Origin of the sequence: Enterococcus quebecensis, from assembly GCF_001730365.1 — a bacterium.
GTDB lineage: Bacteria > Bacillota > Bacilli > Lactobacillales > Enterococcaceae > Enterococcus_L > Enterococcus_L quebecensis.
On record NZ_MIKB01000001.1, the window covers coordinates 309488 to 323381 of the forward strand.

A 13894-nucleotide genomic window follows, 5' to 3' on the forward strand; every position below is an offset into this window, starting at 1 on the left:
CCTTTACTATTTCCCTGTAAGTCTTGTATCAACATAAGTTGGTGGTTCTCCGTTTTTAGGTATAGAGTATACGTCACCTGTTTTAGGATTCCAATATAAGTCTGCCTTACTTTTACCACTCTTTCCTTTTACATCTTGCGTATATTCTTCACCACCTAAATCTTTTACTTTATTATTCGGTAGACGTTTCGACTCTTTAGCCTTAACGTCATCTAAATCTCTATCCTTCGCTATTTTCTGAATATAATCCCCAATAAACCATCCAACTATCCCATTAGCAAGGTCTTGCGCACTTGGGACTTTTGGTAGAGACAGAAATGAGAAGTTTCCTGTATCTAAATCTGGCTTAGGTATCGTTGTCACAGGCGGAACTACTGGAACTCTTGGAATTGGAATCACAAACGCCGTTCCTACAACAAGCCCTGAACTACTACCCGTCCATTTTTTATCCGCCGTATCGCAAACTTTCTTGATTCGGACGGTTGCTGCTGCTCGTGTCGCCTGCGCTCTAGCTACTTGAACTTGATATCGATAAGCCGCACTTTGATAATACAACGCCTGACTGTATGTCTGATAGCCCACAGGTTGCCCATTTCTTCCTCTGATATAATTGACACCGACATAGTTTTGCTACGGGTAGTACGATCTTCCACCATAATTCCCCACATAATTAATCCCTGATGGAATTCCTCCCCATGAACTTGAGGCACGCTGTGAAGATGGGACAACGGCATTCCAAACAGCTTTTGCACCATTCCATAATGACTGTTTTTAACTTTTTGTTTTCAAGTATCCATACTAATCTAATGTTGGATCAGCAGTAAGCCAAGTAAAAATAGATTCCTCTTCTGGATTTTCCATGTTGAGCCAAGCTATATAAAATGTTAGTTTTTCAATATCAGCCTCTTTATTGAGAGTTACGCTCTTTCCATTATCCAAATAGAAATACTCAACACCAGTAATATCTCCTACAGTTCCTATACTCAATTTTAAATTCCCCTTAAAAAAACTTACATTTAATAATACAAACGTATATCTTTGTTTAAATGACAATGTTTTATGTATACAGCCAGAGTAAACTATAATTACTGTAGTTACTCTGACTTTAATTACTACTTTTAGGCTCCGCTCCTCAACTTTTTAGAGATGTTTTTACATAATTTCACTCCAGAAGGGAATAAAATTCTTTTTTTTCTTATAGTACTCTACTTTTTTTTCTTTCAACTTAAACTCATACTGTAGATAAGAAAATAGTGTTTCTCCGTAGTAAATAATATCAGATCCAACTACAGAAATAACTGGATTGGGTGTTAATTCTAACTCTGAAATATACCTATGAGAATAGATAGGGATTAACCGTGGGGCCTGATTAAGATGCTCCAATATTTTTTTATTTCTTTCCTCTGTATCCTTTGGTTCCTTCTCCCAATATTCTTCATTCCAATCAACATCATTTAAACTTTCTTTTATTCCTTTAACAGGCGCTTGTATTCTAAGTTTGTTATTCTCTATATTTTCTTTCGATAAATCTCTCCAATTAACAAAACTGTATGAAACTGGTAATCCATAGCTATAAAATTCCTTTAAAGCAAGAGGGAATCTAATCTTATATATCTTTTCAATTTTTTCAATCTCTTCATTATCCATTCCTATTTCAAAATCAACTCCTTTTGCTCTCAAAGAAGATATTAATTCTGACCATTTTTCCATCTCATTGTCCGTCCCTTCAGATCTATACTTTTTATTTTACTTTCTTAAATGTGTCATAATGATCATCTGTATACCAAGCATTCCCCTCTTCATCTACTACGAGTCTTTCTGCATTTCTATCTTGCCCTTTTATTTTAGGATCAACATCATACTCTTTATATTTTCCATCTGGTAATTTTTGTTTTCCAGGTTGAGGGTTGTTCTTATATTCCCTACCACCTTTATAGCCATCTGGAGGCGTTCCTTTATGTTTTTTGATGTGATCTAACACATCTATTACTTTGTCTGGTATATTATCTGAATTACTATCTAAAGTTTCTCCAGTTGTGCTATAATAAGTCGTTTTTCCGTTGGTATGATCAATACTAATCCTTCTACGACCTAAATTATCGACAACTAATGAGCCTCGTTGACCACTTACATTATAATCGTTCGATGACCAACCTTTAGGTAGTTTATTCACCCCATAATTTCTAGCATCTATTCCGTCATCTGTTCGTAAATCCTTCGCTCGCTGATTGATTCCTTTACCAACCAAATAGCCTGTTCCAATCAATAAGCCACCAAAAGCTCCTGTTAACAGAGCGCTTCCGGCTTCTGCTGCAGTTAATGCACTACCTCCGCCTATTAAAGTTGGAAGTCCTAGCAAAGCCTCCGCACCCATTGATGACTTTTTAGTTCCCATCCATTTCTTATCCGCCGTATCACAAACTTTTTTTATTCGGACTGTCGCTGCCGTTCGTGTTGCTTGTGCTCTGGCTACCTGTACTTGGTAACGATAAGCCGCGCTTTGGTAATATAATACTTGTTGATATGCTTGAGATCCGACTGGTTGCCTGTTTAACGCCCCTATATAATTAACACCAACATAATTTCTTTGCGGATAATAAGCACCCGGTGCATAATTCCCTACATAGTGGATTCCTGACGCAACACTGCCCCACGTACTTGCAGCTCGCGGAGAAGATGGAACAACAGCATTCCAAACTGCACTTGCTGCTTTTTTTACACCATTCCAGACAGCACTGGCGACTTTCTTCACACCGTTCCAGACTTTCTGAGCGACTTTTTTGACGGTTTTCTTCACGCTATTCCATGCTTTCGACCACCAACCAGCATTTCTACGGATTGTTTTCTACGTAGATATAGCGATTCTGACTCTGGGGTTGTTCTACTTTTCCGTACCATGTATCTTCTTGTAGGAAGCGTCCAGTCGTTGTGCTGTATTCTCTGGCACGTAAATGGATTCGATTAGACTGATCATGGTATTCACTACGGTAGCCATATTCGTTTTCTAAACGCAAGGCGGCTTCCCCATATTCATTATACAAGGTATTGGTGATTAATTCACCGCTTTGTCGATTCGTGATCGTACCAATACTGCTATAACCATCACGATGGTATTGACCTTCTTCGTCTCCTAAGATATCTGTTTCTTCTCCAAAGGTAAATTCTTGTCTTTGGGTGGTTTTGACTTTTTTATCATAGGTTTCTTGCGTGAGTTTTGTTTGGTACCATTCTTTTTCAAGCAAACATAAAAACCTAGAGGAAATTTCCTCTAGGAATTATACTAACTGATTTAATTCTTTAGTTTTTCTTCACCAACATTAGTTGACAAAGAGCCTTTTATTCGGATTCTTGACTTAGGAGCCATCAGGTATTACCCATTAATGTTGGATCAGCAGCAAACCAAGTAAAAATAGATTCCTCTTCTGGATTTTTCATGTTGAGCCAAGCTATATTAAATACTAGTTCTTCAATATCAATCTCTTTACTGAGGGTTAAACTAATTCCATTATCTAAATAGAAATACTCTATACCAATAATATCACCTATTGTTCCTACACTCAATTTTAAATTACTTTTAAGAAAACTTATTAATGATAAACCTTCTCCTGATTCAACTTCACTTTTTATAGCTTTATTTTTATCCATATCTAGGATGACCTTTACGTTTTGAATATTCTTAGTAATTTTCAATGTAATACTGATACATTCATCAACTAAAAAATGTTGACTACTGACTTTTAGTGATTTATAGCTATATTTTTTTTCTATATTATTTTCAAATAATCGAATATTTCCTAATGGTGTTTTCAACATAAAAACTCTCCTTTTACTATTTTAAATACTGTTTAGGGTTAACTGGATAACCGTGTATTCGTCCAGCCCCATCAATATGCACTCTCACTCCAGTTTCTCCATTCGGACCTATTACTTTTCCAGTATCCCATACTTTAGTACCGTCATTTAGTAACTTTCCTTTTATCCAGCCTTCTTGTGTTTCATTTACTCCCGTTTGTCCTTTTTTCCACTGAGTTTTTGTATCTATACTGTTGTTATGTCCTGGAACATGTTTACCTTGTTTTCCAGCATCAACCGGGGGAGCATTTTCAATATCACCATTAACTGTTCCTTGTTTTGGTAATCCAGGTACATCCTTCGCTATCTTCTGAATATAATCTCCAATAAACCATCCAACTATCCCATTCGCAATGTCTCTTGCACTTGGGATTTTCGGCAATGATGGGAATGAGAAGTTTCCGCTATCTATATCTAAACCTGGTTTAGGAATCATCGTTACAGGCGGGATTACTTGTACTCTTGGTATTGGCATCACAAATGCGGCTCCTACAACCAACCCTTTATTCTTACCCGTCCATTTCTTATCTGCCGTATCACAAACTTTCTTGATTCGAACAGTTGCCATGGCACGCGTTGCTTTCGCACGTTGAACTTGTACTTGATAGCGATAAGCCGCGCTTTGGTAATATAATGCTTGTCGATATGCTTGAGCTCCGACTGGTTGCCTGTTCAACGCTCCTATATAATTAACACCCACATAATTCCTTTGTGGATAATAAGCACCCGGTGCATAATTCCCTACATAGTTGATTCCTGACGCAACACTCCCCCACGTACTTGCCGCTCTCGGAGAAGATGGAACCACTGCATTCCAAACCGCGCTTGCAACCGTTTTGACACCATTCCAGACAGCACTGGCGACTTTCTTCACACCGTTCCAGACTTTCTGAGCAACTTTTTTGACGGTTTTCTTCACGCTATTCCAAGCTTTCGACCACCAACCAGCATTCCCGCTGCGGTCACGGTATTTCTGCGGATTGTTTTCTACATAGATATAACGGTTTTGGCTTTGTGGTCGTTCGACTTCTCCATACCATGTATCTTCTTGTAAGAAGCGTCCTGTAGCTGTGCTGTATTCTCTAGCACGTAGATGGATTCGGTTGGACTGATCATGATATTCACTGCGGTAGCCGTATTCGTTTTCCAGAATAAATAGGTTAACAATTCCACTGGATTTTTATGTATAAATTAGAGCAAGTTTTTTACTTAATGTCCGTTTCTTCCTCTGTCGTAATCAATTTCGTTTATATATGAATTCAGAGCAACTAAAATATACAGCTACTCTGAATTTTTAAATTCCATTTTTTTAATTAAAAATCAGCTAGTTTATTACTTAATATTTTTTCGTACTTCATCAATGGTCATTTTGTGTATCACATTCTCTGTAGTATCATTTTTTTTGTTTAAAATAAAATAGATACAATCCCTATCTATTACAGCCTTTCTCAATTCCATTTTTTGATTTACAGTATACTTTCCTATTATTTTATCTAGATAAAATAACTCTAAATAAGTTTCATCATATAATATAATGTACCGATTTTTTACATCAATAGATGTAGTTACTTCACTAAAAGAAAGTACTATTCCCATTTCCTTATTCTTATACATAAGCGTTTCTTCGTCTAACTCAATAATATATTCATCCTGATTATTAGTAATAATCTTTTCCTTTTGAAACTTTTTTTCAGTTAACTCCCCTGTCAATAAAGAAAATTTATACATATAATCCAAACGTTTTAATAAAAAACTATTTTCTTCAAAATAACAAAACTCTGTATATGGTAAAAACTGGTCTTTTATCATTATTTGTTTTTTATCTCGTAAGTAAATAATATACATAGTTCCGCTTTCTACATCGTGTATTACGATTGTATCAGTATTATAATCTGAATAAACTTGATAAATCATTAAATCTGAACATATCTCATACACATCTATTTTTTCCAAATTTTTATTGAAAATTAAAATTCCTTCATAAGAATTATTTACAATCACAAATTTTTGTGTCACAGAAAGTACATAAATATCATTATCAATTATTGGTACTGTTATTTCTCCCAATATGTCCCCCTCCTATCTTGGTAGCTTTTTATTTAAATCTGCAGTTCCTGGTTTTAATTCACCTGTTTTTGGATCAGCTTCACCTATATGTTTGCTATGTTTATCATATACTTCTAAATGGCTTCCACCACCTAAGATAGTCTCATTATCTAAAGGAAATCTGTTATCTCTTTCCCACTCAGTTTCTTTCACTATTTTCTGAATATAATCCCCAATAAACCATCCAACTATCCCGTTAGCAAGATCTTGCGCACTTGGGACTTTTGGTAAAGACGGAAATGAGAAGTTTCCTGTATCTAAATCTGGCTTATGTATCGTTGTCACAGGCGGAACTGCTGAAACTCTTGGAATTGGAATAACAAATGGCGTTCCTACAACAAGACCTGAATTTCTTCCCGTCCATTTCTTATCTTACGTATCGCAGTCTTTCTCAACTTGAACTAACACTGTCACTCGTGTCCATTACTTAAACTTGGCAACAATCAACACTTGTATTAAAATATCTAAACAAATTATATTTTATGTACATAATCAGAGTAAGTTGATACAAAAAATCTAACTTACCCTGATTTAAAATGAACTTGCTATTACTAGTTCACTATTTGAATGGACCTTTCAAATAGTTCAACCCCATTTTTCATAACTGCTCTTACTTCTTCAATTTCTTCTTCACTCCAATCTGGTGTATATATTTTTCCAGATTTATTGATAGTCGGAAGATTGTCTCCATAAAAAAGTTTTGAATAAACCTGATTATAACTATCTTGATCTTCTAAAAAATGTTCATCGATTGAATAAGCTAAATCAGTAAAAATATTCCAAATGTCTAACATTTCTTTTTCATTTATTTCTTCTGAATTACTTACATACCAATGTATGAGCCAGTCAATATCAAAAGAAACTTCATTTTCTTCACAGATAATCCGATTCTCAATACAATAATTTTTGAAATCCAAATAATTTTTGAAGAATAATATTTTTCTACCTTTTGTGATAAATCCGTCCTTGTCATCTGTATACCAAACGGTCAATAATTTTTTTTCTGATAAATAAACTGAACTCTATGATAATCCATAAAGTAGCTTCCCCCTTAATTTTATTTAAATCCACGATCTCCATGCTTTTTCAATTCATTATGTTCAGTCTTGGGACCTGTTTTCCAATTTCATTTTCCATATTTTTCATCAAGTAGTCGTTTTGCAAAATCGTTCCCATTTTCGCCTATATAAGGTCGCTCTCCAGCAACCCAACTAGGAATATTGCTTGCTTTTTCCTTACCACTACCTGATATTGGCTTTTTGAATTCCTTTGATGCTACAACATTTCCTGCCGTACCATAATAATTGGTAATTCCTGTATTATGATCAACAGTAATTCGCCTACGTCCTAGCTCGTCAATAACAAGCGTTCCTCGTTGACCACTTACATTATAATCGTTAGATGACCAACCTTTAGGAAGTCTGTTCACACCATAATTTCTAGCATCTATTCCATCGTCTGCCCGTAAGTCTTTTGCCCTTGTACTTATTCTTTTCCCTATCAACCATCCTGTTTCAATCAACAAACCACCGAAAACCCCTGCTAAAAGAGCGCTTCCTGCTTCTGCCGCAGTCAAGGCACTACCACCGCCTATTCAGGTTGAAAGTCCTAACAAAGCCTCTGCACCCATCGATGATTTTTTCTTATTTGACGGTTTTCTTCACACTATTCCAAGTTTTCGACCACCAACCTGTATTTCCGCTTCGATCACGGTATTTCTGCGGGTTGTTTTCTACATAAATATACCGATTCTGGCTTTGCGGTTGTTCCACTTTTCCATACTAGGTATCTTTTTGTAGGAAGCGTTCCTTTATACCACTGCAGTCAAAATATTCCTTCAATTTCTTATTCTTTGTTTAAAAATATATTGAATAAATTATGTATGTAATTGAAGTAATCTATAAAAATACATAGCTTACCTCAACCTTTATTATCTTATTTATCGTACTGTCTATTCACTAACGAAGTTAACTGTTGATTAGATAGCCAATTCTTTGGTTTATTTGGCTTATAGTGCCATTCACAGCCATTCATTATCCAATTCTCACGCCATTTTTTTATACCTTTTATTTTTTGTGGATCGTCATGCAATCCAAACTGAAACCCGCAGCAAGAACAGATATCATATGAACCATACCCCAGTGTATTATAAGCTGGCTCATCTAGTCCATCAAACTCGCAAACGGGACATATATTTTTTATCTCATTTCTCTCTTCGAGTATAATCCCTATCTCCTTTAGCTGTTCTTCTAAATCCCAATGTTCTGGAAGATCAGGCATATACCAAAAAGGACACCCTTTTTTTATCCAAGATTCTCTCCACCAATCATGAGAAATTCCTTTATCATCATCTTCACCAAATTGAAAACCGCAACAAGAACAAACTTCACCTGAAGGATATTCTGTTCCATATGGCTCCATTTCAAGTTTATTAAAACCACAAATTAAACACTTAAACATTGTCTATCATTCCCCCTTTTCTAATTATTTACCTGGCTGCCTATTCCAGTAATTTTTTCCTTTTTAGGTTTAAATATAGTTCTACTGCTACCATCTCTATTATATGTACCAAAAAGACCTGTCGCACCATAATAATTGGTAATTCATATATGATAGTCAACACTAATCTGTCTATTTTGACACATCGCGCTTAACTATTCGTCTGGTTATAAACCTTATTCAAAAATATTTGATTTCATCTATGTATAAAGTCAGAGTAACTAAAACATATCGTTCCCCTGACTTTTTAACACTCTATTTTTTAATTTAAACTCAATAAAAATTAATCTTTAATTAAACTATGTTTGATATAATTCACCGTACTTTTCAATTTTTTGATATTCTATTTCAATCTTTTGAATAGCAGCATTCAAAAGATTATCTTTATTTATCTCCCGCAAACCATTAATAATATTTTCCAACACTTTTTTCCATTCTGCGACAAAATCCTGTTTTGATAATTCTATTCTAGAATTATCGTTTAACAGTTTTTTTGTTCCTCCCACGACTGATGTCCACTCTGAATCAATTGTTAAGCAATCATTACTCTGCCAAGTCATATTCCAAATACCATGAAATGAACTTGAAGGCCATTCAACAGTAAGAGTTCCTTCTTCTTTCGTTCGAAGCTGAAATAGCATTTCTAAAACATCATCCATCAGTTCGCTTAAATTATATTTATACGAAACAACTATTGGAATATAATTCCAAAACATTATCATATCTTCTGTATGCAAAATATAAGCACTTTCTACTAAATCAGACAAATCTGAAATATCATCTATTTCCATTGCTCCATTACTATTTATTTTGGGATTACTTGCTTGTATTCTAAACATTACAAAATTTTCCTTTCTTATTCTGATGGATATCCATGAAATGTACCTGTTCCATTATTTCTGATCCATATCCTTTTAGCTGGAACTGTACTCCCATCAGGTTTATGAACAACTGAAGATGAACCCGGTGGTAAATCAAAGTATCCACACTCTCTTGCTCCTAATTTTTTTGCTATTTCAGAAGCATAATCTAAATCTTTATCACTCCATTGTCCCTGAGGTGTTCCTTCGCTTTTAGCTGTAGCAGGACCTTCTTTCCAGTTCACCCCATGTTTTTTACTACCTTTATATTTTGCTTCTGGTTTTATTGAATTATTTTTATTAGCATCCTTCGCTAATTTCTGAATATAATCCCCTATAAACCATCCAACTATCCCGTTAGCAAGATCTTTTGCACTTGGGACTTTTGGTAAAGAAGGAAATGAGAAGTTTCCCATATCCATATCTGGCTTAGGTATCATTGTTACTGGTGGTACAACTGGAACTCTTGGTATTGGAATTATAAAGGCTGTCCCTACTATGAGTCCTTTATTGCTCCCCATCCATTTCTTATCCGCCGTATCACAAACTTTTTTGATTCGTACGGTTGCTGCCATTCGTGTAGCTTGCGCTCTAGCTACCTGTACTTGGTAACGATAAGCCGCGCTTTGGTAATATAATGCTTGTTGATATGCTTGAGATCCGACTGGTTGCCTGTTCAACGCTCCTATATAATTAACACCCACATAATTCCTTTGTGGATAATAAGCACCTGGTGCATAATTCCCTACATAGTTGATTCCTGACGCAACACTACCCCACGTACTTGCAGCTCGTGGTGAAGATGGGACAACAGCATTCCAGACAGCACTGGCGACTTTCTTCACACCGTTCCAGACTTTCTGAGCGACTTTTTTGACGGTTTTCTTCACGCTACTCCATGCTTTAGATAGCCAACCTGCATTTCCGCTACGGTCACGGTATTTCTGCGGATTATTTTCTATATAGATATAACGGTTCTGGCTTTGTGGTCGTTCGACTGCTCCATACCATGTATCTTCTTGTAAGAAGCGTCCTGTAGCTGTGCTGTATTCTCTAGCACGTAGATGGATTCGGTTGGACTGATCAGGTAGCCGTATTCATTTTCCATAATAAATAGGTTAACAATTCCACTGGATTTTTATGTATCAATCAAAGCAAGTTAATTGTCGCTAAATATCTGCTTCTTCCTCTGGTGTAATCAATTTGTAATCCATAAATTATCTGACCTACTTTCTACTTGGCCTTTTACCACTCCAATCCCAATTATGCTCATGCGGGAATTTGTGGTTATTGTGTCCGTCACTATGTTTAAAGTCTATATCTCGTTCAGCCTTACCATTTTTGTCATAAAATCGCCTCTGTAAAAGATCTCCTGATTTGTCATACAAATTAGAACTTTAATCAGGCTCACCAGTAACTGGTAAATCACCACCCCTTTAGTTAAAGTGATTTTCAAAGCTGTATCAGAATTATGTATGCTCTTAGAGAAAACTATGGCAAGCATAGTCTCTCTAATAATTTGTACTTCATATCATTCACTCTTTGTGACTTTTAACTTTAAATCATGTAGATTATTTTGCTTCCTTATCAGAGCATTTATTTGTGCAAAGGATGACTCTCCATTTGAGCAAATAAATATATCCATATGATCAGTTGGTGTAATAATTATTTCATTTTCTTCAAAAATAAAGGAAACAAAGCTATTGTATTTAAAAACAGAATCAATAAAATACTTTACCAATTTATTCTCAATGTCTGTTTCTATGCCAATATCACTGTGACAAATCTGTTCTTTTTTTAATACCTTATATAAATTATTCGATAAACCTCTATTCACTACCCATTCGTTTTCATAGTTCAAAATAAATACACTTTTCTCATTTAATTTTTTTAAAAAATCAAGTAAAAATGTAACTAAAATTTTCTCACTTTGGTTAAATTGTGACTCACTACCACCATATTGAAGATCAGAGAAAGTCGTAATATCTCTATGATTAATAAATTCTACAATGTATTCTTTACCTGAATTACAACTAAGTTCTGCAAAGTCATAAAAAGCGAACTTCTTTTTCAAATATGAAAATTTTTCTTCAGTTATTTTTTTCATAAATAGTATCTCCTGTTTTCGTTTTAAGGCTGCTTATTTTTATTTTTTGATCTGTTTGGCCAAATTTCTTCACCCTCATAGTCCAGGGATAACTGAATTTATTTCATAATTATAGTACCACGCTAAATAAACTTGATGATCTATTACTTAAAATAATTCTGCTAGGTGCCAAGATAGTGTACTTTCATAGATTTTAATGATTAAATAACTTAGCACATTCTTATATTAGATGACCAACCTTTAGGTAGTTTATTCACTCCATGTTTGTAATACCATTCTAACAATAAGAACTTACTATATCAACATGAATAAAAAATAAAACATATATATATTAAATAAAAAACAAAACAAAAGTTTCGAACCTCCTATTCCAATCCAATTTCATACTTCTAAAAATAAATTTTTCCTATTTTTACAAAGAGTTAACTATCAAAAAAAGGAAAAAAGGATTATAGTTATCTCATAAGGTTATTTTTGTTCAGAGCTCTCACTTTCCTAGGTAATAAATATCTACGTAAATTCAGTAAGAACGCTGACCTTAAAAAATCTTAGACCACTATTTATTAGGAGCGATGTCTGTGACCATCTATGAAAAATTTCTCCAAAACGAACGCCTAAGACGTTTTTTTGTTTTAGCTGCGATTATTTTCGTTTTATATCTTGCTAGAGGTATGATTACAATGATTCTATTGACATTTATTTTTACTTTTTTAGCTCTTCACTTCGTAAAATTTGTTCAAGGATTCATTAAAATCCCTTCTTTTGTACTTGTTGTAGCAACCTATTCTTTGATTGTCTTTCTGGTTTATCTGGCAATTACAAAGTACGTTCCAGTGCTTATACATCAGTCTTGGCAAATGTATAATTCTGTTGTACAGTTTTATCAAAATCCAACCGATGACCATAATCAGTTACTAATGGCTATCAATGAATATATGGCCAAATCAAACCTGATGTCACAAATTCAAAATGGTGCAAGTATGATTCTGCGTTATATTCAAGATATCGGATCGATCGGACTTTCTTTTGTTCTTTCATTTATTCTAAGTTTCTTCTTTATGATTGAGAAAAAGCAGATGGCAGAATTTTCTAAGTTATTTTTAAAGAGTGATTTTGACTGGTTTTTCCAAGATATTTATTTTTTTGCAGATAAATTTGTTAATACATTTGGTGTTGTGATGGAAGCTCAATTCTTTATTGCTGTTGTGAATACGGCTATTACTACTATTTGTTTAGCACTAATTGGATTTTCTCAGTTGCCTAGTCTGGCAATTATGATTTTTATTCTGAGTTTGATTCCTGTAGCTGGCGTGATTATTTCCTGTATTCCATTAAGTTTTATTGCTTATTCACAAGGTGGGATCAACGATGTGATTTACATTTTAGTTGTGATCATTGTTGTTCATTTATTTGAGTCTTATGTATTAAATCCTAAATTCATGTCTAGTAAAACAGATCTGCCGATTTTTTATACTTTCGTTATTTTATTAATCAGTGAACGACTATTTGGTGTTTGGGGATTGATCGTTGGTATCCCAATCTTCACGTTCTTTTTGGATATTTTGAAAATTAAAGCGATTCGACCTTTAAAACAACTACCAGCGATTAAAAAGAAGAAAGAGCGATTGGATTAACCTCCAATCGCTCTTTCTTCTTTTGTGGCTTTGGCTATTTTTGTATTTGGAAATCAGTCAGGCAACAAAGACTAATTGATTTCGGACCAAATAACTAACTCTCAATAGCTACCTGATCGATATCCTAATACACGGCCATATATAAGGAAAATCAATTCCACTGCTCCCTTTGAAGCTAAAAACCAGCTTTTTTATAACCAAAAAACTAGCTGAACCACCCTTTTCAACCTTCTTACCTAAGCCCCTATTTACTGTAAAGTAAACTCTTTCGTCAATTTCACTTTATCACTGAATAATTTCGTTGCTTCAACAGATACTGGTGTTGTCATATCTGCCAATTTGTATGGTACTTTCAAATTCAGTGTTACTCCTGGCTGAATTTCAGTCATTGAATCTACATACCCTTCTTCAGTCATGATAGCTGAGTCTAAAGCAATCCCATTTTGAAATGCTTTCGTTGTGATTGACGTTAAAAACATCGCATTTTTTTTGCTATTGTTAGTAAATTCGTAATCAATTACAGCCACGTCTTCTCCCTTGTAATCTTTAGCAAAGGTCAACTCTTTAATTGCAACATGATAATCACCTAAGTCACCGATATCAGTCACTTCTGCGTCTTGTTTTTTCACAGCTGTACTTGTTGCTGTCTCTTTTTTAGATGTTACTTCCTCTTTAGAGTCAGACCCCATATTTACTAGAACAGTCCCTATTACTAGAACACCGATCCCAATCAAAACAATTTTCTTCACATTCATTTTTTTGTCTCCTTTGTTATTTAGTCCGTTGTTACAACTTGATAGTACCTAATAAACAAAGAAGAATCTTATGCATTTTGC

General features: G+C 34.6%; 17 protein-coding genes and 2 pseudogenes. 1 reads left to right on the top strand and 18 read right to left on the bottom strand.

The window, feature by feature from the left end; translation table 11 throughout:
* Window positions 1-6 precede the first annotated feature (6 nt).
* The 17 genes and pseudogenes from BCR23_RS01375 to BCR23_RS01445 form a co-directional block, all read right to left on the bottom strand.
* Complete coding sequence (locus BCR23_RS01375; protein WP_069633706.1) at window positions 7-582, bottom strand: hypothetical protein; 576 nt, start codon at window positions 580-582, stop codon at window positions 7-9.
* Between the two features lie 216 nt (window positions 583-798).
* Window positions 799-987: a hypothetical protein gene (locus BCR23_RS01380; RefSeq protein WP_240482512.1), complete on the bottom strand. Its 189-nt coding sequence runs from the start codon at window positions 985-987 to the stop codon at window positions 799-801.
* Between the two features lie 165 nt (window positions 988-1152).
* Entirely contained in the window at window positions 1153-1710 is a 558-nt protein-coding gene (locus BCR23_RS01385) for an SMI1/KNR4 family protein (protein ID WP_069633707.1), read from the bottom strand.
* A 31-nt stretch (window positions 1711-1741) separates the two neighbouring features.
* Window positions 1742-2797 (bottom strand): ribonuclease domain-containing protein, encoded by a 1056-nt coding sequence (locus BCR23_RS14860; RefSeq protein ID WP_069633708.1) that lies wholly within the window; start codon window positions 2795-2797, stop codon window positions 1742-1744.
* Window positions 2798-2831: 34 nt separating this feature from the next.
* Window positions 2832-3242 (bottom strand): RHS repeat-associated core domain-containing protein, encoded by a 411-nt coding sequence (locus BCR23_RS14865; RefSeq protein ID WP_069633709.1) that lies wholly within the window; start codon window positions 3240-3242, stop codon window positions 2832-2834.
* A gap of 121 nt (window positions 3243-3363) precedes the next feature.
* Entirely contained in the window at window positions 3364-3813 is a 450-nt protein-coding gene (locus BCR23_RS01400; protein ID WP_069633710.1) for a hypothetical protein, read from the bottom strand.
* 16 nt (window positions 3814-3829) lie between these two features.
* Window positions 3830-4771, bottom strand: a complete 942-nt coding sequence (locus tag BCR23_RS01405; protein WP_069633711.1) for a hypothetical protein — start codon at window positions 4769-4771, stop codon at window positions 3830-3832.
* A 45-nt stretch (window positions 4772-4816) separates the two neighbouring features.
* Window positions 4817-5020 (bottom strand): annotated as a pseudogene (locus BCR23_RS14955) (RHS repeat-associated core domain-containing protein); the annotation flags it as partial.
* Between the two features lie 164 nt (window positions 5021-5184).
* The gene (locus BCR23_RS01410) at window positions 5185-5919 is read right to left on the bottom strand and encodes a hypothetical protein (RefSeq protein WP_069633712.1); all 735 of its coding nucleotides are present in this window, start codon (window positions 5917-5919) and stop codon (window positions 5185-5187) included.
* Between the two features lie 12 nt (window positions 5920-5931).
* Window positions 5932-6243: a hypothetical protein gene (locus tag BCR23_RS01415; protein ID WP_069633713.1), complete on the bottom strand. Its 312-nt coding sequence runs from the start codon at window positions 6241-6243 to the stop codon at window positions 5932-5934.
* 266 nt (window positions 6244-6509) lie between these two features.
* Window positions 6510-6950 carry a hypothetical protein gene (locus BCR23_RS01420; RefSeq protein ID WP_069633714.1) on the bottom strand — a complete coding sequence of 147 codons (441 nt, stop codon included), beginning with the start codon at window positions 6948-6950 and terminating at the stop codon, window positions 6510-6512.
* A 134-nt stretch (window positions 6951-7084) separates the two neighbouring features.
* Window positions 7085-7534 (bottom strand): hypothetical protein, encoded by a 450-nt coding sequence (locus BCR23_RS01425; protein WP_069633715.1) that lies wholly within the window; start codon window positions 7532-7534, stop codon window positions 7085-7087.
* A 359-nt stretch (window positions 7535-7893) separates the two neighbouring features.
* Window positions 7894-8418 (bottom strand): hypothetical protein, encoded by a 525-nt coding sequence (locus BCR23_RS14570; protein ID WP_141706663.1) that lies wholly within the window; start codon window positions 8416-8418, stop codon window positions 7894-7896.
* A 338-nt stretch (window positions 8419-8756) separates the two neighbouring features.
* Window positions 8757-9296, bottom strand: coding sequence for a hypothetical protein (locus BCR23_RS01435; protein ID WP_069633716.1), 540 nt, complete (start codon window positions 9294-9296; stop codon window positions 8757-8759).
* Window positions 9297-9313: 17 nt separating this feature from the next.
* Window positions 9314-10207: a hypothetical protein gene (locus BCR23_RS01440; protein WP_069633717.1), complete on the bottom strand. Its 894-nt coding sequence runs from the start codon at window positions 10205-10207 to the stop codon at window positions 9314-9316.
* 45 nt (window positions 10208-10252) lie between these two features.
* Window positions 10253-10414, bottom strand: a pseudogene (locus tag BCR23_RS14875) (RHS repeat-associated core domain-containing protein); the annotation flags it as partial.
* Window positions 10415-10848: 434 nt separating this feature from the next.
* A complete protein-coding gene (locus BCR23_RS01445) occupies window positions 10849-11424 on the bottom strand; it encodes a hypothetical protein (RefSeq protein ID WP_069633718.1) in 576 nt (191 codons plus the stop codon).
* Between the two features lie 578 nt (window positions 11425-12002).
* Between BCR23_RS01445 and BCR23_RS01450 the strand changes: the two genes are divergently transcribed.
* The gene (locus BCR23_RS01450; protein WP_069633719.1) at window positions 12003-13058 is read left to right on the top strand and encodes an AI-2E family transporter; all 1056 of its coding nucleotides are present in this window, start codon (window positions 12003-12005) and stop codon (window positions 13056-13058) included.
* 248 nt (window positions 13059-13306) lie between these two features.
* On the opposite strand, the gene BCR23_RS01455 is transcribed toward BCR23_RS01450, so the two are convergent.
* Complete coding sequence (locus BCR23_RS01455) at window positions 13307-13813, bottom strand: DUF5067 domain-containing protein (protein ID WP_069633720.1); 507 nt, start codon at window positions 13811-13813, stop codon at window positions 13307-13309.
* Window positions 13814-13894: the final 81 nt, after the last annotated feature.

Excerpts from the sequence above, each read along its gene's own strand:
- BCR23_RS01400 (WP_069633710.1), bottom strand. The coding sequence starts at position 3,813 with ATGTTGAAAACACCATTAGGAAATATTCGATTATTTGAAAATAATATA.
- BCR23_RS01385 (WP_069633707.1), bottom strand. The coding sequence starts at position 1,710 with ATGGAAAAATGGTCAGAATTAATATCTTCTTTGAGAGCAAAAGGAGTT.
- BCR23_RS01455 (WP_069633720.1), bottom strand. The coding sequence starts at position 13,813 with ATGAATGTGAAGAAAATTGTTTTGATTGGGATCGGTGTTCTAGTAATA.
- BCR23_RS01445 (WP_069633718.1), bottom strand. The coding sequence starts at position 11,424 with ATGAAAAAAATAACTGAAGAAAAATTTTCATATTTGAAAAAGAAGTTC.
- BCR23_RS01435 (WP_069633716.1), bottom strand. The coding sequence starts at position 9,296 with ATGTTTAGAATACAAGCAAGTAATCCCAAAATAAATAGTAATGGAGCA.
- BCR23_RS14570 (WP_141706663.1), bottom strand. The coding sequence starts at position 8,418 with ATGTTTAAGTGTTTAATTTGTGGTTTTAATAAACTTGAAATGGAGCCA.